Source organism: Curtobacterium sp. MCSS17_011 (genome assembly GCF_003224275.1).
Classification (GTDB): Bacteria; Actinomycetota; Actinomycetes; order Actinomycetales; family Microbacteriaceae; genus Curtobacterium.
Genome location: NZ_QKLE01000003.1, coordinates 39,322 through 64,736 on the forward strand (window position 1 = coordinate 39,322; position 25,415 = coordinate 64,736).

Below are 25,415 nucleotides of genomic sequence, written 5' to 3' on the forward strand. Positions count from 1 at the left end.
TGGCCGCAGACTTCGGGGGTGACCGACACCTCGACCCGCCCTGCCCGCGCCGCTGCGACCCGCTGGGACCGCCCGGCGCTGCAGACGTCCGCGGAGCTGCTGCTCGGGCTGTCGTTCGTCGCCGCGGTGTCGTTCGGCGGGTACGCCTCGGTCACCGGGCAGCTGGCCGTCGTGTCGCAGGGTGCCGCCGTGGTGTTCCTCGTGACGCTGACCCTGGTGCTGGTGTCCTGGTTCCGGGCCGTTGAGCGCGAGGAGCGTGCCGAGCGCATCGTCGTCCCGCCCCTCGCCGTGATCGACGCCGAGTACCGCCGCTAGGCAGCGCTGCCGGAACGCGCCGCTCGTCGCCGCCGTCGTTCCGCGCGTTCCTGGCGTCGTTCAGCGCGCGCCTGCTTGCGGGTCTTCCCCGCAGCGATCCGGTCGTCGTTGCGCTCGCGAGCCCGCTCGACCACGAAGTACAGGGCCGGCAGCACCACGAGCGTCAGCAGCGTCGAGGACACCAGGCCGCCGATCACGACGAGTGCCAGCGGCTGCGAGATGAAGCCGGACTTGCCGGTCAGCCCGATCGCCATCGGCAGCAGCGCGAAGATCGTCGCCATCGCCGTCATCAGGATCGGACGGAGGCGTCGTGTGGCACCCTCGATCAACGCCTCGCGCACCCGCAACCCACGCCGTCGGTACTGGTTCACGAGGTCGATGAGCACGATCGCGTTCGTCACGACGATGCCGACGAGCATGAGCAGACCGATCAGCGATGCGACACCGATCGGGACGCCCGAACCGATCTGCAGCAGGATCGCGCCCGTCGCCGCGAACGGCACCGACACGAGCAGCAGCAGCGGCTGGAGCAGGCTCCGGAACGTCGCGACCATGATCACGTAGACGATCAGCACGGCGACCAGCACCGCGAGCCCGAGCTGCGAGAACGCCGACGACTGGCTGGCGGCGACACCACCGATCGAGGCGGTCGCGCCCTTCGGCAGGTCGAGCTCGTCGACGGCGGTGGTGACGGACTGCACTGCCGCACCGAGGTTGGTGGCGTCCGGCGTCACGGTGATCGTGGCGGTGCGGGCCGCGTTCGTCGTGGTGACGGTGGTGGGGCCCTCGGACTCCTCGACCGTGGCGACGTCGGACAGCGGGACGGTGCCGGTGCTCGTCGGGACGTCGAGGGCACGGAGCGCGGCGATGGTGGTCGGCGGCTCCGGGTCGGCGATGTAGACGTCGAGCGTCGCGTCGTCGATCTCGATGCTGCCGGTGTCCCGCGGTGAGACCGCGGCCGCGACGAGGCCACCCACCTGGGTCTCGGTGAGGCCGAGGGACGCGGCCTCCTGGCGGTCCACCCGGACGGCGAGGAACGGCTCCGCGGCGGACAGGTTGCTCGTGGCGCCCGTGGTGTCCGGGACCGACCGCATGGTCTTCAGCACCTGGCGCGACGCGGTCTCGAGCTGCGACTGGGTCGGCGCGGTGACGTCCACCTCGATGTCGCTGCTGCCGCCGAACCCGCCACCGGAGGACGCGATGGTGACCTCGCCGACGCCGTCGATGGCCCCGATCGACTTCCGGGCATCGGCCTGGATCGTGGGCTGGTCGGCTTCGGCGTCGGTCGTGACGGCGTACTGCACCGAGGCGCTGCCGCCACCGCCGAACGCCGCCTGGATCGACTGGCCACTCGTGCCGATGGTGGTCTGCACGGTCTGGACGCCGTCGACGTCCTGCAGCGCCCGCTCGACCTTGCGTGCGGACTCGGACTGGACGGCGAGGCTGGAACCGGCCTTCAGGTCCTGCGTGACCGTGAACGTGTTCTGGCCCGAGTCGCCGAGGTAGTTCGTGGTGACGAACGGCAGCGTGGCGACCGTTCCGCCGAGCACGATCACGGCGAGCAGGAGGACCACGACCGGCTTCCGGACGACCCACCGGAGCACCGGCAGGTAGATGCGGCGCAGACGGTCGGCGGTGCCGGCGTCGTGCAGGTCCGCGGCGGAGGCGAGCGCACCCTCGGAGCGATCGTGGTGGGCATCGACCGCCGACGGTGCAGCTGCCGCTTCTGCGGCCGTGTCCGTGTCCGTGTCCGTGTCCGCTGCTGCGGTGGCGTCGCCCGGCTTCGCCTTCGGCGGGCGCAGCCACCAGTACGCGAGCACCGGGACGATGGTGAGCGAGACGAACAGCGACGCGACGAGCGCGAGGGTGACCGTCACGGCGAACGGCCGGAACAGCTCCCCCACGAGTTCGGCGACGAAGGCGACCGGCAGGAACACCGCGACCGTGGTCAGCGTCGAGGCGGTGACCGCACCGGCGACCTCGCGCACGGCGTCCCGCACGGCACGGCCGCGGTCGACGCCCGGCAGCATGTGCCGCTTGATGTTCTCGATGACGACGATCGAGTCGTCGACCACGCGGCCGATCGCGATCGTGAGGGCGGCCAGCGTGATGATGTTGAGCGTGTACCCGGCGGCGCGCATACCGATCGCGGCGAGGAGCACCGACGTCGGGATCGAGATCGCGGTGACGAGGGTGGAGCGCCACGACAGCAGGAAGACCAGGATGACGATCACCGCGAAGGCGAGCCCGAGCAGGCCTTCCTCGGCCAGGGAGTCGATGGACTGCTGGATGTAGGGCGCCTGGTCGAAGACGACGGTGAAGCGGGGGTCGCCCTCGATCTTGTCCTCGATGCCCGGCAGGGCGTCGCGCACGGTCGTCGAGACGTCGACGGTGTTGGCTTCCTGCGTCTTCGTGATCGAGATCGTCAGGGCCTGCTGACCGTCCACGCGGCTGATCGAGGTGCGCGGCGACTCGGTGATGGCGACCTTCGCGACGTCGCCCAGGGTGGTGTCCGTCGGCGTGGCCACGGTCGTGGACCCGCCCGTCGCGGCGTCGCCGGCGGGAGCGGTGCCGGCCGCCCCGGTTCCGGTCGCGCCCGTGCCGGCCCCGGTTGCACCGGCACCGGTCGCCCCGGTACCGGTACCGGGGGCACCCGCAGCCGTGCCGTCAGCGGACGATGTCGTCCCGTCGGCACCAGTGGCCCCCGCCCCGGATCCGTCCGAACCCGACGAACTCGTCAGCGGCAGGGCACGGATGTCCTTGAGCGAGGCGATCCGCTCGCCCGTCTGCACCGACAGGGTCGAGCCGTCCTCGGTGATGGTGCCGCCGGGGATCAGGGTCCCGTTGTCGTCGAGCGCGTCCGAGATCGCCGTCTGGCTGAGGCCGCGGGCGGCGAGCTCGTCCTGGTCGGGCGTGATGACGACGCGACGACCCGGGTTGCCGAAGACGTCCGCCTGCCGCACGCCGTCGAGCTTCTCGAGGTCGGGGATCGCCGAGGCCTGCAGCCGGTCGACGAGCTGCTCCTGGTTGCCGGACGCCGAGACCGCCACCTGCAGCACCGGCAGGTCGTCGAAGGACCCGGTGACGATCTGCGTCTGCACCGAGTCGGGCAGCGACAGGGCGTTCACCGCGGTCTGGATCTTGTCCTCGGCGCTGGCCAGGTTCGATCCGTACTGGAACGACGCCGACACCACGCTCTGTCCGGTGGACGAGGTCGCGCTGGTCGACTCGAGGTCGGGGACGACCTGGATCGCCTGCTCGATCTTGGTCGACACGTCGTTCGACACGACCTCGGGCGTGGCCCCGGGGTAGGCGCTGACGATCGCGACCTGCGGGAACTCGACGCTCGGGATCAGCTCCTGCTTGAGGCTCGAGAGCGCGATGCCGCCGAAGACCGCGACGACGATCGTGACGAGCGCGATGAGGGCCCGGTTGCGCAGGCTGAAGACCGAGAGGAGGTGCACGACATCGATCCTCGCAGGAGCGACCGACGAACGTTCGGCTGCGGGCCAGAACCCGCCGTCGGATCAGGACCGGACGATCACGACCGATCAGGACCGGACGATCAGGACCGATCAGGGCCGGACGATCAGGACCGTGGGATCAGAACCCGCCGAGGAACAGGTACGCCCCGAGGACCGCGACGGTCCCGACCACCCCCGTGCCGAGCGCCACCACGCGTCCGATCGCCGAGCGGGCGCCGACGACCCCGATTCCGAGCAACAGCACGCCGACCACGATCTCCACGACCCAGGTGGCGCTCCCCGTCGTCGCAGCGACCTGCAGCAGGCCACGGATGCCCTCGCCGACGAGCACCGCCGCGGTGACACCGAGGGCCCCCGCCCGCCACCGGGCATCGTGGGACCGCACCGCCACGGCGACCGCCCCGGCGAGCAGCCCGGCCGGCACCCCGAGCAGCACCCACGGGTTGGTGATCGACAGGACGTCCGGGAACCCGCGCAGCACCGTCGCGGCCCAGTACCCGACGTGCATGAGCTCGAGGAGCACGACGCCGAGCACCATCGCCAGCGGCAGGGCGACCCGGCCCCCTCGTACTCCCGCCACCAGGCACAGCAGCGCGGCGACGAGGAACCACGGTCCGGCCGAGTTCGACACGGAGGCGAGAGCGGGCACGGACTGCCCGAACGAGGTCAGGACGCCCGCCAGGAACGCCCCGCTCAGCGCGATGGTGACCCGCACCACGGCGGGGACCGCCGCGGGCGGATCGACGGGCGTCGGCACAGCGGAGCGGGCTCCGGCGGACAGGGTCGCGTTCATGGCTCCAGCCTCGCCGCACCCCACCGGTGCCGCATCACCCCGAGGAGCGAGAACACCCGACCGGACCTCACCCCGGAGGATGACACCGAGCCCTGGCCGATGACACCGAGCCCGCACGACGTCTCAGACCACTGCCGCCAACGACCCCCGCACGCCGGTCGTCTCGCCGCCCACCCGTTCCCACGACCGCGACAGCACGTCGACCAACCGTCCCCGATCACCCGGGGCCATCGTGAACGGCACCCGCAGGAACCGTTCGAACCCACCGTCCGGCCCGAACACCCCGCCCGAGGCCAGCACCACGCCCTCGGCCCGCGCGGCGAGCACGAGCGCGCTCGACACCGGCCGGCCGAGCCCCACCCACGTCGTCAACCCGCCCGCCGGCGCCGGGACGTCCCACTCCGGGAGCCGCGCTCGGAGCGCCCCCACGACCGCGTCGCGACCTTCGCGCAGGGACGCACGCCGCGCCTCCAGGACGGCCGCCGTGCGCGGGACCAGCTCGCGCACGACCAGCTGGTCGAGCACGGGGGTGCCGAGGTCGCCCGTCGGGCGGGCGAGCAGCAGCCGCTGCAGCAGCGCCGGGTCGGCACGGATCCATCCGATCCGCAGCCCGCCCCAGAAGACCTTGGCGGCGGAACCGATCATCACGACCGACGCCCCCGACGGGTCGGCCGCTGCCAACGGCGGCGACGGCGAACCGTCGATCCGGAGCTCCCCCATCGTCTCGTCGGCGATGACGGTCGTGCCGACCGAGGACGCGACCGACAGCAGGAGCTGGCGGGTCGATGCGGACATGGTCGCACCGGTCGGGTTGTGGAGCTCGGGCATGACGTACGCGACGGAGGGCGCGGTGCGACGCAGCGTCGTCTCGAGCGCGGCGGCGTCCCACCCCGTCCGCGCATCGACGGGGACGCCGACCAGGCGGCCGCCGGCCTCGCGGAAGGCCTCGTGCGCGTGCGGGTAGGTCGGGGACTCGACGAGCACGGCGTCGCCACGGCGGACGAGCACGCGCGCGAGCAGGGCGATCGCGTGTTGCGCGCCGATCGTGACGATGACCTGGGCGGGCTCCGTCGGCAGTCCGCGCTCGGTGTAGCGCGCTGCGATCGCGGCGCGGAGGCCGGGGTCGCCGACGGTGTCGTAGCCGATCCCGGCGAGCGCGGCGGGCACGTGCCGGACCGCCCGCTCGACCGCCTCGTCGATGCCGGGGGCCGCGTGCAGGGCCGCCTTGCGCAGGTCGAGGAGGTCCCCTTCGACGACCCCGCCCAGGCGTTCGGGGTCGGGCCGGCCGACCAGGTCACGGGGCAGGTGGACCACGCTGCCGGAGCCACGGACGGACACCAGGAACCCGTCGGTGCGCAGGCGGGCGTAGGCGTTGGCGACGGTGGTGCGTGAGACACCGAGGGCTGCGGCCAGCCCGCGCTCGGCCGGCAGCCGGACACCCTGGGCGACCCGTCCGTCGATGACGAGGACCCGGAGGGCATCGGCGAGCGCCTCGTAGGCCGGAGCGTCGGTGCTCGCGCGCCAGTCGGTCAGCAGGTGGGACGCGGCGCGGGCACTGATCAGGACAGGGGGCACGGGTCCACGGTAGCGCGATTGGCTCTCGACCAGCAGGCCAATCTGCCGGGACGATGGCCACATGCCCCGCCGCACCGCCCTCACCCTGCGCTTCGTCCAGCTCTTCGTCGGACTGTTCCTCTACGGCGCCTCGACCGCACTCCAGGTCCGAGCGGTGGTCGGCGTGAGCTCGTGGACCGTGCTGACCCAGGGACTCGAGAACGTCGTGCCGTGGTCGTTCGGCGTCATCACGGTCGTCTCGAGCGGCGTCATCCTGCTGCTGTGGATCCCGTTGCGCCAGAAGCCGGGCATCGGGACGCTGCTGAACGCCCTGGCGATCGGGCCGAGTGCCGACCTGGTGCTCTGGCTGATGCCGGAGCCGTCGGGGATCGTCGCCCGGATCGGGCTGTTCGCCGCGGGACTCGTGCTGCTCGCGATCGCGACGGCGTTCTACATCGGTGCGGGGTTCGGCACCGGGGCACGGGACGGCCTGATGGTCGGATTGCACCAGCGGCTCGGCTGGCCGATCTGGCTCGCACGGACCCTGGTCGAGGTCACCGTGGTGATCGTCGGCTGGGTGCTCGGCGGGGACGTCGGTGCCGGCACCGTCATCGCGGCGTTCGCGATCGGCCCGATGGTCCAGCCGCTCATGCCGCACTTCCGCCGGTTCCCGTGGAGCCCTGAGCGCACGGCCGCAGCGCCCGGCGTCGCAGCACCCGCCGTCGCAGCACCCACCGCCGCACCCGCCCTGGAGGCTCGCCCCACCCCCGCCACGCCCGCTTCGTGAGCAGGAACGGTCGGGTCCACGGCCCCGACCCGACCATTCCCGCTCACGATCGCCCGGCGATCGCATGCGACCCCTTGCGGCTGGGACGAACGCGATATAGCGTGACCGCCACAGACGCGATACATCGCGAGTTCCAGGAGGCAACATGGCGCAGGAGAAGTGGCTCGTCGACGAGCCCAAGGTCATCGACACCGGCATCGTGCGCACCGTGCGCGTCGGCCTCGTCGGCGGGCAGGTGGACGTCGTCGCGCACGACGAACCCACGGCCCGGGTCGAGATCCACAGCGTGTCGGGCAAGCAGATGCTCATCGAGGTCGACGGTGACACCCTCACCGTCGACCACCCCCAGGTCCGGTGGGACGACCCCATCGGGTTCCTGAAGTCCTTCCGCGGCAAGGCCCACGCCGACGTCAGCATCCTGGTCCCCCGCGACGCCGGCATCACGCTCGGCGTCGTCTCGGCCGGTGCGCTGCTGTCCGGCACGAACCGTGGCGCAACGCTCAACACGGTGTCCGGTGACCTGGTCGTCGACGGCGTCGCGGGAGACGTCACGGTCAACGCCGTCTCGGGTGCCACCACGATCCGCGACCTCGACGGCGCGCTCGCGGTGCACACCGTCTCCGGCGACGTCGTGGCCACCGGCGAGATCCCGCGGTTCCAGGCCGACGGCGTCTCAGCCGACGTCGTGCTCGACCTGCACGGGGTCCCCGAGTCCGCCCGCGTCAACACGGTGTCCGGGTCGGTGAGCGTCCGCCTGGCAGACGGCGTCGCCTACAAGTGCACCGTGAACACCGCGACCGGCAAGTTGCAGTTCGACGACGCCGAGATCCGCGGTGTGCGCGGCTCGTACGTCAAGCAGGGCGGCGAGCTGTCCGGCCAGTGGCTGGACCTCAAGGTCAACTCGGTCTCCGGGGACATCGCGGTGCTGCACGCCCCGCCGACCAGCGAACCGACACCGCCGACGACACCGCCGACCGCCGCCCCGACGAACGAGAGCGAGGTGCCCGAATGAGCCCCGTCTTCGCCCACGGCCACCTGCGCCTCTACCTGCTCGTCCTGCTCGCCGACCACCCGATGCACGGCTACGAGCTCATCCAGGCTCTCGGCGACCGCTTCGGCGGCACCTACGTGCCGAGCGCCGGCACCGTCTACCCCCGACTCGCCAAGCTCGAGGACGACGGCCTGGTCACCAAGACCGCCGACGGCCGCAAGACCGTCTACGCGATCACGGACGCCGGCCGTGCCGAGCTCGCGGCGCGTGCCGACGAGATCGCCACGGTCGAGTCCGGCGTGAGCGACTCGGTGAAGTCGTTGGCCGACGGCGTGCGCGCCTCGGTCGGCGAGGCCATGCGCTCGCTCCGTGCCGACCTGGCCGCCGCCGCCGAGAGCCCGGCGACCGGTTCCGCCGAGGAGCCCGTGTCCGTTCCGTCGGACAGCGCCCGCGCCCTGCGCGAGCTCGAGATGGCACTGTCGTCGTTCCGGCAGCAGGTGCGCGCGGACCTGCAACGACGGGCGACCCGCGGCACGCTCGGTGCGGACACCGTGACGCGGCTGCGTGACGGCCTGGAGGCCCTACGCAAGTCGCTCTGACGGCCGGCGGCCGACAGGCGGTCGCGACCACGGGCCTCCCGGCCGTCACCGGGACCGCCTGCGGAACCGGGACCGCCCCCGGAACCAGGTTCCGGACACAGCACCGTGCAGACCCGCGGTGCGGTGTCCGGAACCTGGTTCCTCAGCGCCCCGCACTCGGCGGATCGGCAGCCGACAGCCGCGTCGACGCGAAGCCGGCGAACGCCTCGCCCGCCATCAGGGGTTCCCCGTGCTCGACGTGCGCCACGGTGGTGCGCACCGCCGCGAGCTGCCGGGCCAGCCGGTCCCGTTCGTGCTCCAGCCACGTCAGGTGCGCCGTGAGCGCCACGACGTCGTCACCCTCGTCGTCGAGCCGTCGCGCGATGTCGTGCAGCCCGAGTCCGAGCCCGCGCAGCAGCAGGATGCGCTGCAGCCGGACAAGGGCGCGGTCGTCGTAGCGCCGGAGGCCGCCCACCCCGACGGCGGTGGCCGGCAGCAGTCCCACGGCCTCGTAGTGCCGCAGGGTCCGACTCGAGACGCCGGCGGAACGCGCCACCTCGGTGATGACGTGGGGAGCTTTCGCAGCTGGGTCGTCCGGGCCTGTCGATGCGCTCATGCTGGCGACTGTATTGCTTGACGCTGCGTCAACTACAAGGGGTTGGCGGCACCCAGGGTGGAGCGCCCGTGGGCACCCGGGAATATGCGGCAGGCGAACCGTGTTGACTCGCGCCCGGAACTGAGTAGGTTTGCCGCTCGTGACGAACGAGATCCGGTCGTTGAAAGCACGACTGATCGGGGATCCCCTCCCCTCTGAGAAGCTCGAAGGACAGCTCCTCCCGAAGCACCTGGCCCTGCCGATCTTCGCGAGTGACCCGCTGTCCTCTGTCGCGTACGCGCCGCAGGAACTCCTGATGATCCTGCTGCTCGGCGGCATGGCCTTCCTGACGTTCGCTCCGTGGGTCGCCGCGCTCGTCGTGCTGCTGCTCGTGGTGGTCGTGGCCTCGTACCGGCAGCTCATCAAGGCGTACCCGTCCGGCGGTGGCGACTACGAGGTGGCGCACCGGAACCTCGGCGAGAAGGCCGGGCTGGTCGTCGCGAGCGCGCTGCTCGTCGACTACGTGATGACGGTGGCGGTGTCGGTCGCCTCCGGTGTCGACAACATCATCTCGGCACTCCCGATGCTCGACCACTTCCGCGTCGAGCTCGCCCTGCTGTTCGTCGTGCTGCTCGCCGCCGCCAACCTGCGCGGTGTGCGGGAGTCGAGCAAGGCCTTCGCGATCCCGACCTACCTGTTCGTGGCGAGCGTCTTCGTGATGGTCGTCACCGGGCTCGTCCGGGTCGCCGCCGGCAACGCCCCGGTCGCCGAGTCTGCTGCGTACACCGTGCAGAACGTGGAGCACACCACGCAGGCGGCGTTCATCCTGCTGCTCCTCCGCGCCTTCGCCTCGGGCTGCTCGGCCCTGACCGGCGTCGAGGCCATCGCGAACGGCGTGCAGGCGTTCCGCCGGCCGAAGATCAAGAACGCGCAGGCCACCCTGGTCGCGATGGGCGGCATCGCGATCGTCCTGTTCATCGGGCTCATCACCCTGGCGCTCGTGTCGCACGTGCACTACGCCGAGCGCGCCTGCGACCTGCAGGGCTTCGCGAACTGTGCCACCACACCGCAGCGCTCGCTCATCGCGCAGATCGCGGCCGCGACGTTCGGCAACAACTCCGTGCTGTTCTTCGTGATCCAGGCGACGACGGCCGCGGTCCTGCTCCTCGCCGCGAACACGGCCTTCAACGGGTTCCCGCTGCTCGGCTCGATCCTGGCGCGCGACTCGTACGCCCCGAAGGCGCTGTCGACCCGCGGTGACCGGCTCATCTACTCGAACGGCGTCATCGTCCTCGCGCTCGTCGCCGCGGCGCTGCTCGTGGTCTACCGGGCGAACGTCACGAGCCTCATCCAGCTCTACATCATCGGCGTGTTCGTGTCGTTCACGCTCGGCCAGACGGGCATGGTCGTGCACTGGACGCGGCTGCTGCGAGCAGACCGGGACGGGACGGTGCCCGCGGGTGACCCTGCCGTGAACCGCGGGCAGGTCGTCCGCTCCCGCACGATCAACGCGATCGGCGCGACCTTCACCCTCGTGGTGCTCGTCATCGTCACGATCACGAAGTTCACCCACGGCGCCTGGCTGGTCTTCCTGATCATGCCGGTGCTGTACGTGCTCATGCTCGGCGTGAACCGCTACTACCGCGACGTCTCGCACGAGATCGAGGCCGACGTCGAGACGAAGTTCGGTGCCACCGGCGACCACGCGATCGTCCTGGTGAACAAGCTGCAGAAGCCCGTGCTCAAGGCGCTCGACTACGCCGTCGCCGCGGAGCACGCGAGCATCGAGGCGGTGCACGTCGCGATCGACGACGCCGAGTCCCAGCGTCTGCGCGACCAGTGGGCGGAGTACGGCATCCAGGTGCCCCTGACGATCGTGCCGAGCCCCTACCGCGACATCTCCATGCCGCTGATCAAGTACATCAAGGCGCATCGGGCCGAGCACGGCTCCGAGGTCGTCACCGTGTACACCCCGATCTTCATCGTCGGGCACTGGTGGGAGAGCCTGCTCCACAACCACCGCGGCCGCCGCATCCGCAAGAAGCTGCTGCTCGTGCACGGCGTCACCGTTGCCCTGGTGCCGTGGCTGCTCGACTCGTCCGAGCTGCTGTACGGCCGCCGCTCCCGCCCCCTGCCCGGCCAGGATCGCCGTGGCGAGCCCGTCCGGCCCCCGCTCCGCCGCCCCGCGCAGCCCGGGTCGCCGGCCGAGGCCGCGACCGACGACCGCCTGCTCCGGTCCGCCGAGCGCAACAGCATCCAGCCGCGCCGCGCGACCCGTCCGGCCGGCCCCGCGGAAGGCGTCGACCCCGCACTCTGCACCGGCGAGATCCACGCCCTCGTCCCCTCGCCTCCGCGACGGGGAGCCGACGAGTCGTAGCATGTGGCCCCATGACCATCAGTGACCTGCGGACGTTCGCCACGTTCGACGGACACGGCGGCAAGGTCTCGAAGCGCGTCGAGGTGCTCGACCACGAGCCGCCGGCCGGCAGCCCGCTCGAAGGGCTCGTCGCCGTGCGCGGCGAGCACCCGCTCGGCGCGCTCGACGAGCGCGCCGCCGACGAGTCCGCCGCGCTCTCCCGCGGCGTCCCGAGCGTCGGGTGGGTGGACCCCGCCGCGCTCCGCGACTGGTACCGCCCCGACCGCGTCGTCCTCACCCGGCTCGAGGCCCGGCAGTCCGGCATCGAGCCCGGCCTGTACGCCGACTCCCGCGGGCGAGGTCGCGTCCGGATCGACGGCCTGGAGGCCCACCTCGCCCCCGACGGTCGGCCCGCCTTCCGCGCACTGGCAGGCCCCACCGACGAACCCGTCGTCGACGTGCCGTTGCCGACCGACCAGGCCGTCCGCCTGGTGGCGGTGACCACGGTCGACGAGGGGCTCGCGGTCGTGACCGCACCGGTGTCACCGTTCCTGCAGCCCGGCGAGCACCCGGCGTACGACGACGTGGTGGGGGTGCCGCCGCGTCCGGCGAGCGGCCGCGTCCGGGTCACGGCGTCGGTGCTGCTCGACGGCGAACTGCACGAGGTCGACCGGATCGACGAGCGTGCGGCGACCATCTGGATCCGCCGCGACGACCGTGTCGTGCCGATCGCCACGAGTGCCGTCGGGCCCGACCTGGTGCGGTACGCCGCCACCGCGGTCTGAGCCGTGCCGGGGTGCGGCTGCGTGCCGTCTCCGGGTGCGCCGCGTCCCGCTGTGCGCCGTGTCGGGGGACGCCGCTGCTGCGTGCCGTGACGGGGGTGCGGCGTACCGTCGCGGACATGAGTGACGCAGACCGCGACCAGCAGCAGACCCCGGACGCACCGATCCAGGGCGAGACCCTCGGCGGCCCCCGACCCGACCCCTCCACCGACGCGAGCAAGGACCCCGAGCAGTGGGTGACCGGCGACGAGCCGATGACCGGACCGCAGCGCAGCTACCTCGACACCCTGGCCCGTGAAGCCGGCGAGGAACTCCCCGCCGACCTCACCAAGGCGCAGGCGTCGGAGCACATCGACCGCCTCCAGCAGCAGACCGGCCGCGGCGCCGGTTCCTGAGAAGCAGTCCGCCCTTCGGCGGACCGTTGTCTGGGCATGCTCTGGCGAAGCGCGGTCATTCCCCTGTTCGAGGACGATCGATGACGCGTCACCGGCTACCTTCGTGGCCATGCGAACGACATCGACCTCCATCGGCCTGGCCGCGCTCCGCATTGTCCTCGGGGTGGTGTTCATCGCCCACGGCGCCCAGAAGTTCGCGCAGGGCCTCCCCGAGGTGGCGCAGGGCTTCTCCGGCATGGGCGTTCCCCTCGCCGAGGTCGCAGCACCCCTGGTCGCCGGCCTCGAGTTCGTCGGTGGCATCCTGCTCGTGCTCGGCGTCGCCACCCGTGTCATCGGCGTGCTGCTGGCCGTCGACATGGTGGTCGCCGGGTTCCTGGCCCACAGCACCGCCGGCTTCTACTCGCAGGACGGCGGGTTCGAGTTCGTGCTCGTGCTCGCGGTGGCCTCGCTCGCCGTGTCGCTGACCGGCCCCGGGCGGTTCTCGGTCGACGCCCTGTTCCTCCGGTCGTCGCGGCGTCGTCGTGGTGTCGAGGAGCCGCTGCCCGCCTGAGCCGCGCGTCCCGGTCCGACCGGTGCGAGGTTCCGTCGCCCCTGCGAGCTCACGAGGGCCGCGCCGGGAACGGGAACTCGCACCGCTCACGCGGCCGCTCGCACCGTGCGAGGGGCCGCGCGGCCGTTCAGCCCGCCAGTGCGTCCATGACCTGGCGGGCGATGCGCCGTCCGGCCCGGTTCGCGCCGATGGTCGACGCCTGGGGGCCGTAGCCGGCGAGGAACAACCGCGGCTCCTCCGCCGACCGTCCGTCCTCGACCACCACGCCGCCGGCCGCGGTCCGCAGGTGCAACGGGGCGAGGTGCCGCAGATCGGCCCGGAACCCCGTCGCCCAGAGCACGGCGTCTGCGTGCACGTGGGTGCCGTCCGCGGTCACCACGCCGGTCTCGTCCATCCGGGTGAACATCGGCTCGTCGCGCAGGACGCCACGGTCGATGCCCGCCCTGATCCGCCGCGAGACCGGGACCCCGGTTCCGCTGACGATGCTCGGCAGGACCTCGCCGGCGCGGGCGGCACGGTCCTGCTCGTCGACGGCCGCCACCGCCGACTCGACGTCGAGCGACGCGGTCCCGGCCCAGACCATCGGGCGCCGGGTGAACCACCGCGTCGAGCGGGCGACGCCGTCGAGCTCGAGCAGGAACCCGATCGCGCTCGTCCCACCGACCACCACGACGTCCTGGCGGGCGAACTCGGTGGCGCTGCGGTACTCGGTCGTGTCGACCTGGCGGCCGCGGAACACGTCACGTCCCGGGTACCACGGTACGAACGGGGTGCCCCACGTACCGGACGCGTTCACCACGATGTCTGCCCGGACACGCGTGACGGTGCCGTCGGCGCTCCGGGTGGTGACGCACAGGCCGCCGTCCGCCGGGGCGTCGCCCGCCACGCCGCCGTCGCCGTCGCTGCGCGAGACGGACGTCACCGCGACCGGGCGCCGGACCCGCAGGTCGTAGTGCTGCTCGAAGCGACGGTAGTACTCCCCGACGACGTCACGCGCGGGCCGCGACCGGTCGGCGTCGTCGAACTCCAGGCTCATCGCGCGCATGCCGGGCAGGTCGTGCACCCGGTGCGCCGCCCCGAGCCGCAGTGCCTCCCACCGGAACTGCCATGCACCCCCGGTGCTCGGCGCGCGGTCGAGGATCACCAGGTCACTCCCGGGGACGAGCCCCAGGCGACGCAGGTGGTATCCCACCGAGAGCCCCGCCTGCCCCGCACCGATCACCACCACGCGGGCGTGCTGGTCGGCCAGGGTCTCGAGGGGTTCCGTCATCACTTCGATTCTGCTGTGCGGGCCAGCCGTCGCGCGACGTCCAGATCGAGGTACATGGTAGAGTGATCGGCAGATTTCAAACCACGAACCGTCTGGTTCCCCGAGTGATCTTCCGTCATTCGCCAGGACCGGACCAGAGCCGAACGAGGGGGTCACGCATGGGGCGCGGCCGTCAGAAGGCGAAGCACACCAAGGTCGCCCGTGAGCTGAAGTACTTCAGCCCGCAGACGAACTACGGTGCGCTCGAGCAGGAGCTCTCCGCCGGACAACACTCCGACGAGAACTACGTCGACCGTTGGGCGGACCAGTACGGTCCGGAACCGGCGGAGGACGAAGACGAGTTCGAGACCCAGGCAGACCAGAACAAGTCCGCCTGACTTCTCTCGTAGTCACGCCGCGCAGCCCTCGGGCCGCGCGGCGTTTCCGCGTGCGCGGACACAGGGCACACCCGGACACCCGCAGGGCGTGCCAAGGCACCCATTGGGTCCGCCAGGGCACGTCGCAGCGCGCTCGGGTCCCGGCCTCGAGCGGTCAAGACTCCCCGCGCGCATGACGCCGTGCGGTCACGAACTGTCGGATGCGGGCCCGCCAGGCGACGGTCCGTGACCACTCACCGCACGCACCACGGCGAGTCCCGGCACATCCGCGCCGGCGGCACGGGCCAGCCCGCACTCGCCACACGCCCCGGTACCACGCCCGTTACTGCGCCCGAGTCCCGAGTTCGAGTGGTCACGGCTCACCGCGTGCATGATGCCGAGTGGTCACGAACTGTCGGTTGCAGGCCGGGCAGACGACGGTTCGCGACCACTCACCGCACGCACAACGGCGCGGAGGAGCCGGCAGATCCGGAGGAGCCGGCCGAGCCGGTCAGCCCGCGTAGCTCCCGACGAGCCGGACGGCTCCGCCGTCGACGCCCTTGGCGCCCTGCTCGAACCCGGTCAGGTCACGCGCGGACGTCGCGATCGTGCCGACGGGCCACGTGGGCATGCCGGCGGCGCCGAGCGACGCGATGACCTCGGTGGCAGCCCCGGCCGAGACGACGGCGAACATGCCGATGCCGAGGTTCCAGGTTCCCTCGGTGTCCTCGATCGGGGTGCCGGCCATGTCGGCCAGGACCCGGAAGACGGGGAGGGGCTGCCAGGTCGAACGGTCGACCTCGACCCAGGAGCCGACGGGCAGCACGCGCGCCAGGTTCGCGGCGATGCCACCACCGGTCACGTGCGAGAGCGAGTGCACTGCGCCCGGGTGCTGCTCGAGGAGCGCCAGGAGCGGTGCGGTGTACAGGCGGGTCGGCTCGAGCAGGGCTTCGCCGACGGAGACCGCGCCGCCGAACCCGGTGCCGCTCAGCTCCGGCAGCTGGTCCGTGAACCCGACGCCCCGTGAGGCCAGGACGTGCCGCACGAGCGAGTACCCGTTCGAGTGCAGGCCGGACGACTCGATCGCCAGGACCACGTCGCCGTCCTGCACCAGGTGCGCGCCGAGCTGCGCGTCGGCCTCGACGACACCGGTCGCCGCACCGGCCACGTCGTAGTCGTCCGGGCCGAGCAGCCCCGGGTGCTCGGCGGTCTCGCCACCGACCAGGGCGGTGCCGGTCTCCGAGCAGCCACGGGCGATGCCGGCGACGATGTCGGCGATCCGGCCCGGCACCACACGACCGCACGCGATGTAGTCGGTCATGAACAGCGGCTTCGCGCCGACCACGACGATGTCGTCGACGACCATCCCGACCAGGTCCTGCCCGATGGTGTCGTGCTTGTCGATCGCCTGCGCGATGGCGACCTTGGTGCCGACGCCGTCGGTCGAGGTCGCGAGCAACGGGTGTGAGAACTCCTTCAGGAACGAGACGTCGTAGAGCCCGGCGAACCCGCCGACGCCACCGAGGACCGAGGCGTTGTGGGTGGCCGCGACCGCGGACTTCATCAGTTCGACGGCCAGGTCACCGGCAGCGGTGTCCACTCCGGCTTCGGCGTACGGGTTGGGCATGCGGAGTCCTTCGCGGTGACATGGCAGACTTGTTCGGTACCCCCCGATTCTACGGTCTGGAGCACACCCGCGAATGTGCGGCATCGTCGGCCTTGTTGCGCAGGGCCCCGCCAACCAATCCATCTACGACGCACTGCTCCTCCTGCAGCACCGCGGGCAGGACTCGACGGGCATCGCCACGGTCGAGGGTCACGTGCACCACATGCACAAGACCCGCGGCCACGTGCGAGAGGCGTTCCGGACCCGGGACATGCGTGCCCTCCTCGGCACCATGGGTCTCGGACACGTCCGCTACGCCACCAAGGGCGCCGCCACGAACGAAGAAGAAGCCCAGCCGTTCTACGTGAACGCGCCGTACGGCATCGTCCTCGTCCACAACGGCAACCTCACCAACACGCGGGAACTCACGCGTGAGCTGTTCGACATCGATCGTCGGCACCTGAACACGACGAGCGACACCGAGCTCCTGGTGAACGTGCTGGCGCACGAACTGCAGGGCCAGGTCCGTGGCGCGAACCTCGACCCGGGCCAGGTCTTCGACGCCGTCGAGCGCGTGCACGAGCGGGTCGAGGGCTCCTACGCCACGATCGCGACCATCGCCGGCCACGGGCTGCTGGCCTTCCGTGACCCGTTCGGCATCCGCCCGCTGATCCTCGGCCACAAGTTCGACGAGGCCGGGCAGCCGGAGTGGGTCGTGGCGAGCGAGTCGCTCGTGCTCGAGTCCGGCGGCTACGAGATCGTCCGCGACATCGCCCCGGGCGAGGCCGTCTTCATCGAGATGAACGGTCAGATGCACGCCCGCCAGTGCGCGAAGAACCCGCGCCTGGTGCCGTGCTCGTTCGAGTACGTCTACCTGGCACGTCCGGACTCGGTGATGAACGGCATCTCGGTCTACGACGCGCGTCTTCGCCTCGGCAACCGTCTCGCCGACACCATCGAGCAGTACGCGCCGACCGGTGACATCGACGTGGTCATGCCGATCCCGGACTCGAGCCGTCCGGCGGCCATGCAGGTCGCCCGGAAGCTCGGCATCGAGTACCGCGAGGGCTTCTACAAGAACCGCTACGTCGGCCGGACCTTCATCATGCCGGGGCAGGCGGAGCGCAAGCGTTCGGTGCGCCAGAAGCTCAACGCGATGTCGTCCGAGTTCAAGGGCAAGAACATCCTGATCGTCGACGACTCGATCGTCCGCGGCACCACGAGCCGCGAGATCGTCGAGATGGCCCGGGCTGCCGGCGCGAACGAGGTCACGTTCACGAGCGCCGCTCCCCCTGTCCGGTTCCCGCACGTCTACGGCATCAACATGCCGACGCGCGCCGAGCTCATCGCGCACGACCGGAAGATCCCGGAGATCAACCGCGTGCTCGGCAGCGACCACCTGATCTACCAGGAGGTCGGGGACATGCGGGACGCCATCATCGAGGGCTCCGACGTGACCGACCTCGAGATGAGCTGCTTCACGGGCGAGTACGTCACGGGCACCGTGAGCCCGGAGTACCTGTCCTGGGTCGAGGCGAACCAGCTCAGTTGAGTGGGGGTCGCGATCGCGACCACCAGACGGACGGGAGGCCCGTTGCCAGCCGGCAACGGGCCTCCAGTGCGAAGAACGGGGGCGGCTACGGCCGCTGGTCACCGTGCTCGTCGAGCTCACCGTCGACGGTCTCGGGGGGCAGTTCGACCTCGACGCGCTCCGCCGTCAGGCGGGCCGACCGCCGGGCGTAGACCCGGTCGAACACGACGGCGACGACCGCACCGACGAAGGCGCCGATCGTGACGCCCCACAGGCTGAAGTAGCCGACCAGGCTGCCGAAGCTGGTCTGGTCCCGCTGGCCGCCGAGGTTCATGGTGAGGGCGACCACGACGAGGGTCGCGAGGAACCCGAGCACGGCACCGCCGACGATGAACACGCCGAACTTCGGTGCACGGCGGATGGTGACCTCGTCGGGGCTTGCGACCGCGCTGGGAGCCGGGGCCGGCGTGGGGAGCGGCTGCTCGTCGGGTTGATCGGTGTTGCTCACCCGTCCATTGTCCCCCACTGTGGGACGTCCCGCGGCCTGTGCCCGGCGACCGATCCGGGAGAGGATGGTCGCTACTGGTCGGTATCCCAAGCGGAGGAGGTGTGTCGGATGCGTGAACGCACGGCACCCGCCCGCCGTCGCCGGCCGTCCTCCCCCGCCCGCGTCGCCTGGCCCGTCGCACAGCGCGTCGAGGAGGACCGGGCCGTCGCCGTCGTCGCCGAGCACCGCTGGAGCGTCGCGATCGTCGGGGCCCCCGGCCTCGGCAAGAGCACCGCCGCGGCCCGGGTCACCGACCGCGTCGCCGGTCGCGACGGCACCGGCCGCACGGTGGTCGTCCCGATCACGGCGGTCGCCGCGAGCCGGTCGATGCCCTTCGGCGCCGTCGCCGAGCGCTTCGGCGACCTGCCGGCGTCCATCTCCGAGCTGTCCGACGACACCGGTGCCGAGCAGCGCTTCCGGGCGATCGAGGACCTCGTCGACCGCGACGTCCTGCTCCGGGTCGACGACGCCGACCACCTCGACGGGATCTCCGCGCGGTACGTCGCCTGGTTGGTCCGACGGCAGGGCGCCCGGCTCGTCCTGACCTGCCGTGACTTCACGGACCTCCCCGAGCCGCTCCGCGCACTGTGGCAGGACGACCTGCTGGAACGCATCGACCTCCAGCCCCTCGCGCTGCACGAGACCGCGGCGCTCGTGGCCGAGGCGCTGGGCTCGCCGCTCGAGAACGCCTCGGCCGAGCGCGTGCACCGGGCCACCGCCGGCAACCCGCTGTACCTGCGCGAGGTGGTCCGTGCTGCCCGGGTCTCCGGCGCGCTCGACCACACGGCGACCGGGTGGTACTGGCGCGGGCGGGTGACCGCGTCGGACAGCCTCGCCGACATGTACCGCACGGAGCTCGGGTCGCTGCCGGAGGACCTGCGCGACGTCGTCGACATCGTCGCCCTCGCCGACCCGATCCCGCTCGCCCGCCTGCTCGGCCTGGTCACCGGCGGGGACGTCGACCGGGTCGTCGCGCTCGGCCTGGTCCGGATCGACTCGCTCGAGGACGGCGCCGCGGTCGTCCGGCCGTCGCACCCGCTCGTCGGCGAGGTCATCCGGACCCTCGTGCCGGTGGCTCGACGCACGGCGTTGTTCGCCCGTGCCAACGCCTTCCGCGCGGACCGGCCCGAGGGCGCACCGCCCGCCGCACGCCTGCGCGCCGCACTGTGGTCGCTCGAGTGCGGGGTCCTGCCGTCGGTCGACCAGCTGCTCGACGCGGCGCAGGTCGCCGTGCGGCTGCAGGAGCACGAGAGCGGGATCGCCCTGGCCTCGGCAGCGCTCCGCACGACGCTCACACCCACCGAGCAGGTCACCGCGCACTGCCTCCGCTCACTGGCGTACTCGTACTCGGACGGCCGTGAAGCCGGCCGCGCCGACGCCGAAGCGGCCTGGGGTGTGGCCAAGCGGCACGTCGGCGACGTCACCGACGAAGCGGTCACCGAAGCGTGCGAGACCCTGGCGAACATCCGCCAGTTCCACGATGACGACGTCGCGGCCGCGGTCGCCCTGACCGACGCGGCCACGCGCCTGGTGGTGTCCGACGAGGCCGTCGAGCGTCTGCGACTGCTGCGGATGGCGCACCTGGGCTGGGCCGGCGACTTCGCCGAGGTCCGGGCGGAGATCGAACGCAGCGGCATCGTGCACGCCCCGACGATGCCGATGTCGTTCCTCGCCGTCGCACCCTGTGCCGTGATGGCGCTGGCGACCGCCGGCCGGCTGGACGACGCGTCCGCGCTCGGTCGCCGCGCCCTGGCCACCGCGTTGGCGCACGTCGAGGCGGCCCCCTGGAGCGTCGGTGAGAACTCCTCCGTCCTGCACCAGGTGCAGATGTGGCGCGGCGACCTGGACGACCTGATCATCGAGGTGCCGGCAGGCCGGTCCAGCCCGTACCTGAAGTACGACTTCACACTCGAGCTCATCGGCCAGGGCAACCTGGCGCTCGCGCAGCGTCGCTGGGACGACGCCGTCGCCGCGTTCTCGGCCGCGTGCGAGCGGTACGACATCGCCGACCACGGCGGGTTCGCGGCGTACCCCTGGGCGCGTCTGGCCCTGGCACACGCCTACGGCGGGCACCCCGAAGAAGCCTCGCGCGCGCTCGAGCGGGCCCGGACCACCCCGCAGCGGGCGATGCGGATCACCGGAGAGCAGGTCGCCGTGACGATCGCGTGGACCGAAGCCGTGCTCGGCAACCCGGCCGGGCTGCAGCACGCCGACGAGATCATCGAGCGCAGCACGGCCAACGGCTCGTGGACGCACGTCATGTACGGGTACGCCCTGCACCACGCGGTCGCCATGCTGCAGGGGCGCGACTCGGCCTCCTCGCTCGACCGGATGCGCGAAGCCGCGACCCGCGTCGACGGCCCGCTCGCCGCCGCAGTCGTCGAGTACGCCGATGCCGTGCGCGCCGACGATCGGACCCGGGTGATCGCGGCGCAGGGCGTGCTCGCGGCGCACGGCGTCTCGGTGGCCGCAGGGCGCTCGAAACCGCCGCTGACGAAGCGCGAGTACGAGGTCGCCGAGCTCGCCGCCCAGGGGCTGAGCAACCGACGGATCGCGGAGTCCCTCGGGCTCTCGACGCGGACGATCGACGCGCACCTGTCCCGGGTCTTCGCGAAGTGGGACCTGCACGCGCGGTCGGAGCTCAGCGAACTGCTCTGAGCGGATCGGACCGCGGTGCACGCTGCTCGGCGTTCGGCATCGGCTGTCGCGCACGCAAGAACGTTGCGGATTGCAGCACAACACGCCGCCGCGGTTGACACGTTGTGTGGAACATCGCGTACCTTGGTCCCTGTCGCCGGGTTCGGACCCGTTCGGGTCGGGTCCGAATCCCGGCGACTTCAAGCTTAGGAACCCGGTCGATGCGGGCGCATCGGTAGGCACTACCTAATTCGCGCGGGACTCCTCCCCCGGTGTCCCCGACGCGGCTGGCTCAGGCGCCGGGGGCGGGGAGTCGGACCGGCAGGAACGCCGTCAGGTCGGCGCGCGATCCCGAGGCGCTGACGCGCGACTGCGCGACCGCCTCTGCCCAGGTCAGCTCGCCCGACGCGAGCGCCAACCACGTGGTGGCATCGGTCTCGACCACGTTCGGCGGCGTCCCACGGGTGTGCCGGGGTCCGGGGACGGCCTGCACGGCGGCGAACGGCGGGACCCGCACCTCGACGCTGTTGCCCGGTACCTCGTCCGCCAGGCACTGCAGGGTCCACCGCACCGCGGTCGCGACGGCCGGTCGAGCCGTCTCCCCACGACGCACCGCAGCCAGTGCCGCGCGTCCGTCGGCGTCCTCGATCCTCCTGGGTGGCATCTCCACAGGCTAGCCCTCGCATCGCGGGCGGCGAGCCGGGCTGGGTAGGGTGATCGGGTGCGAATCCTCGTCCTCGGTTCCGGTGCCCGCGAGCACGCGATCATCACGGCCCTCCTCGCTGAGCATGCGGGTCACGTCATCACGGCAGCGCCCGGCAACGCCGGCATCGCGGCCGACGTCGAGACCGTGTCGCTCGACCCGACCAACGGTGCGCTCGTTGCCGAGTACGCGATCGAGAACGACGTCGAACTGGTCGTCGTCGGCCCCGAGGCGCCGCTCATCGCCGGCGTCGCCGACCCGGTGCGGACGCGGGGCATCCCGGTGTTCGGCCCGGGCAAGGCCGCCGCACAGCTCGAGGGCTCGAAGGCGTTCGCCAAGCGGATCATGGGCGAGGCCGGCGTGCCCACCGGTCGTCCGGTCTACGCCGGCACCGCCGAAGAAGCCGTCGCAGCGATCGACGAGCTCGGCGCACCGTACGTGGTCAAGGCCGACGGGCTCGCCGCCGGCAAGGGCGTGCTCGTGACGGACGACCGCCAGGCCGCCATCGACCACGCGACCTACTGGCTCCAGCACGGCCACGTCGTGGTCGAGGAGTTCCTCGACGGCGAAGAGGTCTCGTTGTTCTTCCTGAGCGACGGGCACGACGTCCGTGCACTCAGCCCCGCGCAGGACTACAAGCGTCTGGCCGACGGCGACCTCGGTCCGAACACCGGCGGCATGGGTGCGTACTCGCCGCTGCCGTGGCTCGCCGACCGCTGGCCGTCCGAGCAGGCCTTCGTCGACGAGGTCACCGACCTCGTCGCACTGCCGACCGTCCGCCGCCTCGAGCACGAGGGCACACCGTTCGTCGGTCTCCTGTACTGCGGCCTCATCGTCACCGAGCAGGGCGTCCGCGTGATCGAGTTCAACGCGCGCTTCGGTGACCCGGAGACGCAGGTGGTGCTCCCCCGCCTGGCGACCCCGCTCAGCGAACTCCTGCTCGCCGCCGCCACCGGGCAGCTCGGCGCCGTCCCCGCTCCCGTGTTCCGCGACGAGGTCGCCGTGACCGTCGTCCTGGCGAGCGAGGGCTACCCGGAGAATCCGCAGACCGGCCGACCGATCACCGGCATCGACGACGCGAACGCGCGCGACGGCGTCTCCGTCGCGCACGCCGCGACCGGCGTCCTCGACGACACGCTCGTCGCCACGGGTGGCCGGGTGCTCAGCGTCGTGGCGACGGGGTCCGACTTCGCCCAGGCCCGCGAGCGTGCCTACGCCGGGCTCGGCGACATCACCCTCGACGGCGCGCAGTTCCGCACCGACATCGCCGCGAAGGTCGCCCGGTGACCGCCCCCGCGCCGATCGCCGGCTGGCGGCACGTCTCGTCCGGCAAGGTCCGCGAACTCTACGTGCCCGAGGGCACCGCCGACCTGGCGAGCGCGTCCGAGCTGCTGCTCGTCGCCTCGGACCGGGTCAGCGCGTACGACTTCGCACTCGAGCCGCCGATCCCGGGCAAGGGCGAGCTGCTGACCCGCCTGTCCCGCTTCTGGTTCACCCAGCTGAGCGACGTCCCCAACCACATCATCGGCCCGTCCTCCGGTGGCACCCCGGTGCCCGCCGAGGTCGAGGCTCGGTCGATGCACGTCATGCCGCTCACGATGTTCCCCGTCGAGTGCGTGGTGCGTGGGTACCTGGTCGGCAGCGGCTGGGCCGAGTACCAGGAGTCCGGCAGCGTGTGCGGTGTCGCGCTCCCCGCCGGGCTGTCGAACGGCGACCGTCTGCCCGAGCCGATCTACACCCCGGCGTACAAGGCAGCCCAGGGCGAGCACGACGAGAACATCTCCTACGAGCAGACCGTCGACCTGGTGGGTGCCGAGACCGCCGCCACCCTGCGTGCGCTCTCGCTGCACGTCTACACCGAGGCCGCGGCCATCGCCCTCGAGCGGGACGTCGTCATCGCGGACACCAAGTTCGAGTTCGGGCAGGACGCCACCGGCCGGATCCGCATCGCGGACGAGGTGCTGACGAGCGACTCCAGCCGCTACTGGGACGCCCGGTCCGCCGACCGCACCGACTCGTTCGACAAGCAGATCGTGCGGGACTGGCTCAGCGCGCACTGGGATCGCCAGGGCACGCCGCCGGTGCTGCCGGACGAGATCGTCGAGCGCACTGCCGCGCGCTACGCCGAGCTGATCGAGCGCCTCGGCGCCTGAGGCCTGGCTGCGCGGCTGCCTGCGTGGTTTCCCGTCGCCTGGCGAACGGTCACGACACCCCGCTCAGGTCCGGCGACCGGTCACGAACCGTCGCCCGAGCCACCGCCAGCCGACGGTTCACGACCACCCGACACCCCGCGCACGACATGTCGTGACCGCTCGCCGCGCGTCTGCCGGCGACGGTTCGTGACCGCTCAGGCGGCGACGGCGTCCCGCGCCACGACGACGACGGTCAGGTCGTCGCCCGGGTCGTGCTCGACGACGCGGGCACGCACCCGCTGCAGGAACGTCTCGACGTCCGAGGACTCCCGGTAGAGCGACCCGAGCTCCGACAGCGACGCGAGCGTGGAGTCCCAGAGCTCGAGCGCGCCGTCGGTCACGACGATGAGCACGTCGCCGGGTCGGAGCACGAGCGACCCGGCCGCGCGGGGCATCCCTGCGGGGTGCAGCCCGATCGGCAGGTCCGATGACCGCAGGATGCGCTCGGCACCGTCGTCGCGGAGCTGCAGCACGAGCCCGTGGCCGGCGTCGGCGAAGTCGAGGCGCCCGGTGGACGGGGTCAGTCGCCCGTGGAACATCGTCGCGAAGGACTCGGCACGGCTGAGCTCGGGGGCGACCTGCGCCTCGAGTTCGGCGACCGCGACGCTCGGGTCCTGGTCACCGCGGGCGAGCAGCCCACCGCGGATGTTCGCCGCGAGGAGCCCGGCGGACATGCCCTTGCCCATGACGTCCGACACGGTCAGGTGGATCGAGTCCTCGCCGGAGCGGTGCCAGTCGTGGAAGTCACCGGAGACGAGCCCGTGCGGGATCGACACCCCCGTGATCCGGTACCCGGGCACCTGCACGGCAGCCGGCTGCAGGCCGTTGAGCACTGTGCGCAGCCGGTCCTCGTCGGCACCGGCGAGCAGCTCGCGCTCCGCCCAGATGCCGAGTTCGTGCAGCAGTTCGAGCTCGTCGGCGTCGAGGGTGCGTGGCTCGGGGTCGATCAGGCAGAGGGTGCCGATCTTCAGGTCGTCGTCGCCGGCGCGGAGCCCGACACCGGCGTAGAACCGGATGTTCGGGTCATCGAGCACCATCGGCAGGTCCGCGTACCGGTCGTCCAGTCGGGCATCGGCGACGACCACGGGGCCCTGCTCACCCAGGCTCCGTCCGCAGAACGTGTCCTGCAGCGGGATGACCGGATCGAAGGCGGCGTCGCTCTGCTGCGACTTGATCGTCAGCGTGGTCTCGCCCGCCAGGTTGAGGAACGAGCCGGAGACCCCGAGGGCCTCACGGGCGATCCGGGTGATCCGTTCGAACCGTTCCTCGACCCCGCCGTCGACCACGTCGAGTGCCGCGATCAGAGCGGCTCGCCGGACCGCATCGGCCCCGGTCGGCGCGGGCACTGACATCGCGGTTTCCGGCTGCATGCTCCCACGGTAACGCGCTGAA

22 protein-coding genes are annotated in these 25,415 nt (G+C 71.9%); 13 read left to right on the forward strand and 9 right to left on the reverse strand.

Going from position 1 to position 25,415, the window contains the following annotated elements; translation table 11 throughout:
- Nucleotides 1–18: 18 nt before the first annotated feature.
- A complete protein-coding gene (locus tag DEJ17_RS02825) occupies nucleotides 19–315 on the forward strand; it encodes a hypothetical protein (RefSeq protein ID WP_110891973.1) in 297 nt (98 codons plus the stop codon).
- Here the strand turns inward: DEJ17_RS02825 and DEJ17_RS02830 are convergent.
- The 3 genes from DEJ17_RS02830 to DEJ17_RS02840 all read right to left on the reverse strand — a co-directional run bounded on the left by DEJ17_RS02830 (nucleotide 312) and on the right by DEJ17_RS02840 (nucleotide 6,168).
- Nucleotides 312–3,779 (reverse strand): efflux RND transporter permease subunit, encoded by a 3,468-nt coding sequence (locus tag DEJ17_RS02830; protein WP_110891974.1) that lies wholly within the window; start codon nucleotides 3,777–3,779, stop codon nucleotides 312–314. The genes DEJ17_RS02825 and DEJ17_RS02830 overlap by 4 nt on opposite strands.
- A 139-nt stretch (nucleotides 3,780–3,918) precedes the next feature.
- Nucleotides 3,919–4,593 (reverse strand): DUF6518 family protein, encoded by a 675-nt coding sequence (locus DEJ17_RS02835; RefSeq protein ID WP_110891975.1) that lies wholly within the window; start codon nucleotides 4,591–4,593, stop codon nucleotides 3,919–3,921.
- Between the two features lie 123 nt (nucleotides 4,594–4,716).
- The gene (locus DEJ17_RS02840) at nucleotides 4,717–6,168 is read right to left on the reverse strand and encodes a PLP-dependent aminotransferase family protein (RefSeq protein ID WP_181421011.1); all 1,452 of its coding nucleotides are present in this window, start codon (nucleotides 6,166–6,168) and stop codon (nucleotides 4,717–4,719) included.
- A 61-nt stretch (nucleotides 6,169–6,229) separates the two neighbouring features.
- Between DEJ17_RS02840 and DEJ17_RS02845 the strand changes: the two genes are divergently transcribed.
- The 3 genes from DEJ17_RS02845 (at nucleotide 6,230) to DEJ17_RS02855 (ending at nucleotide 8,524) form a co-directional block, all read left to right on the forward strand.
- Entirely contained in the window at nucleotides 6,230–6,934 is a 705-nt protein-coding gene (locus tag DEJ17_RS02845; RefSeq protein ID WP_110891977.1) for a YitT family protein, read from the forward strand.
- 145 nt (nucleotides 6,935–7,079) lie between these two features.
- Nucleotides 7,080–7,946: a DUF4097 family beta strand repeat-containing protein gene (locus DEJ17_RS02850; RefSeq protein ID WP_110891978.1), complete on the forward strand. Its 867-nt coding sequence runs from the start codon at nucleotides 7,080–7,082 to the stop codon at nucleotides 7,944–7,946.
- Nucleotides 7,943–8,524 (forward strand): PadR family transcriptional regulator, encoded by a 582-nt coding sequence (locus DEJ17_RS02855; RefSeq protein ID WP_110891979.1) that lies wholly within the window; start codon nucleotides 7,943–7,945, stop codon nucleotides 8,522–8,524. Before DEJ17_RS02850 ends, DEJ17_RS02855 begins: the two co-directional genes overlap by 4 nt.
- Before the next feature lie 142 nt (nucleotides 8,525–8,666).
- On the opposite strand, the gene DEJ17_RS02860 is transcribed toward DEJ17_RS02855, so the two are convergent.
- Complete coding sequence (locus DEJ17_RS02860) at nucleotides 8,667–9,119, reverse strand: MerR family transcriptional regulator (protein WP_110891980.1); 453 nt, start codon at nucleotides 9,117–9,119, stop codon at nucleotides 8,667–8,669.
- A gap of 130 nt (nucleotides 9,120–9,249) precedes the next feature.
- Between DEJ17_RS02860 and DEJ17_RS02865 the strand changes: the two genes are divergently transcribed.
- The 4 genes from DEJ17_RS02865 (at nucleotide 9,250) to DEJ17_RS02880 (ending at nucleotide 13,181) form a co-directional block, all read left to right on the forward strand.
- Nucleotides 9,250–11,475, forward strand: coding sequence for an APC family permease (locus DEJ17_RS02865; RefSeq protein WP_110891981.1), 2,226 nt, complete (start codon nucleotides 9,250–9,252; stop codon nucleotides 11,473–11,475).
- 11 nt (nucleotides 11,476–11,486) lie between these two features.
- Nucleotides 11,487–12,239: a hypothetical protein gene (locus tag DEJ17_RS02870; RefSeq protein WP_110891982.1), complete on the forward strand. Its 753-nt coding sequence runs from the start codon at nucleotides 11,487–11,489 to the stop codon at nucleotides 12,237–12,239.
- 116 nt (nucleotides 12,240–12,355) lie between these two features.
- Nucleotides 12,356–12,631 (forward strand): DUF3072 domain-containing protein, encoded by a 276-nt coding sequence (locus DEJ17_RS02875; protein ID WP_110891983.1) that lies wholly within the window; start codon nucleotides 12,356–12,358, stop codon nucleotides 12,629–12,631.
- A 109-nt stretch (nucleotides 12,632–12,740) separates the two neighbouring features.
- Nucleotides 12,741–13,181, forward strand: a complete 441-nt coding sequence (locus DEJ17_RS02880; RefSeq protein ID WP_110891984.1) for a DoxX family protein — start codon at nucleotides 12,741–12,743, stop codon at nucleotides 13,179–13,181.
- A 127-nt stretch (nucleotides 13,182–13,308) separates the two neighbouring features.
- Here DEJ17_RS02880 and DEJ17_RS02885 read toward each other — a convergent pair whose 3' ends face one another.
- Nucleotides 13,309–14,451, reverse strand: a complete 1,143-nt coding sequence (locus tag DEJ17_RS02885; RefSeq protein ID WP_110891985.1) for an NAD(P)-binding domain-containing protein — start codon at nucleotides 14,449–14,451, stop codon at nucleotides 13,309–13,311.
- Between the two features lie 158 nt (nucleotides 14,452–14,609).
- Here DEJ17_RS02885 and DEJ17_RS02890 point away from each other — a divergent pair, with 158 nt between their 5' ends.
- Nucleotides 14,610–14,828: a DUF3073 domain-containing protein gene (locus DEJ17_RS02890; RefSeq protein ID WP_017886249.1), complete on the forward strand. Its 219-nt coding sequence runs from the start codon at nucleotides 14,610–14,612 to the stop codon at nucleotides 14,826–14,828.
- A gap of 490 nt (nucleotides 14,829–15,318) precedes the next feature.
- Here the strand turns inward: DEJ17_RS02890 and purM are convergent, their stop codons facing one another.
- Nucleotides 15,319–16,434: a phosphoribosylformylglycinamidine cyclo-ligase gene (gene purM, locus DEJ17_RS02895; RefSeq protein ID WP_110891986.1), complete on the reverse strand. Its 1,116-nt coding sequence runs from the start codon at nucleotides 16,432–16,434 to the stop codon at nucleotides 15,319–15,321.
- Nucleotides 16,435–16,507: 73 nt separating this feature from the next.
- Here purM and purF point away from each other — a divergent pair, with 73 nt between their 5' ends.
- Nucleotides 16,508–17,965 (forward strand): amidophosphoribosyltransferase, encoded by a 1,458-nt coding sequence (purF, locus tag DEJ17_RS02900; protein WP_027465037.1) that lies wholly within the window; start codon nucleotides 16,508–16,510, stop codon nucleotides 17,963–17,965.
- A gap of 85 nt (nucleotides 17,966–18,050) precedes the next feature.
- Here purF and DEJ17_RS02905 read toward each other — a convergent pair whose 3' ends face one another.
- Complete coding sequence (locus DEJ17_RS02905; RefSeq protein ID WP_110891987.1) at nucleotides 18,051–18,452, reverse strand: hypothetical protein; 402 nt, start codon at nucleotides 18,450–18,452, stop codon at nucleotides 18,051–18,053.
- A 108-nt stretch (nucleotides 18,453–18,560) separates the two neighbouring features.
- Between DEJ17_RS02905 and DEJ17_RS02910 the strand changes: the two genes are divergently transcribed.
- Nucleotides 18,561–21,149, forward strand: coding sequence for a LuxR C-terminal-related transcriptional regulator (locus DEJ17_RS02910; RefSeq protein WP_110891988.1), 2,589 nt, complete (start codon nucleotides 18,561–18,563; stop codon nucleotides 21,147–21,149).
- A 271-nt stretch (nucleotides 21,150–21,420) separates the two neighbouring features.
- Here the strand turns inward: DEJ17_RS02910 and DEJ17_RS02915 are convergent, their stop codons facing one another.
- Nucleotides 21,421–21,792 carry a sterol carrier family protein gene (locus tag DEJ17_RS02915; RefSeq protein ID WP_071248502.1) on the reverse strand — a complete coding sequence of 124 codons (372 nt, stop codon included), beginning with the start codon at nucleotides 21,790–21,792 and terminating at the stop codon, nucleotides 21,421–21,423.
- A 57-nt stretch (nucleotides 21,793–21,849) separates the two neighbouring features.
- Here DEJ17_RS02915 and purD point away from each other — a divergent pair, with 57 nt between their 5' ends.
- Together purD and DEJ17_RS02925 are read left to right on the forward strand one after the other, a co-directional pair.
- Nucleotides 21,850–23,118: a phosphoribosylamine--glycine ligase gene (gene purD, locus DEJ17_RS02920; RefSeq protein WP_110891989.1), complete on the forward strand. Its 1,269-nt coding sequence runs from the start codon at nucleotides 21,850–21,852 to the stop codon at nucleotides 23,116–23,118.
- Nucleotides 23,115–23,984, forward strand: coding sequence for a phosphoribosylaminoimidazolesuccinocarboxamide synthase (locus tag DEJ17_RS02925; protein WP_110891990.1), 870 nt, complete (start codon nucleotides 23,115–23,117; stop codon nucleotides 23,982–23,984). Before purD ends, DEJ17_RS02925 begins: the two co-directional genes overlap by 4 nt.
- Nucleotides 23,985–24,178: 194 nt before the next feature.
- Here DEJ17_RS02925 and DEJ17_RS02930 read toward each other — a convergent pair whose 3' ends face one another.
- Nucleotides 24,179–25,393, reverse strand: a complete 1,215-nt coding sequence (locus DEJ17_RS02930) for a PP2C family protein-serine/threonine phosphatase (protein WP_110891991.1) — start codon at nucleotides 25,391–25,393, stop codon at nucleotides 24,179–24,181.
- Nucleotides 25,394–25,415 lie beyond the last annotated feature (22 nt).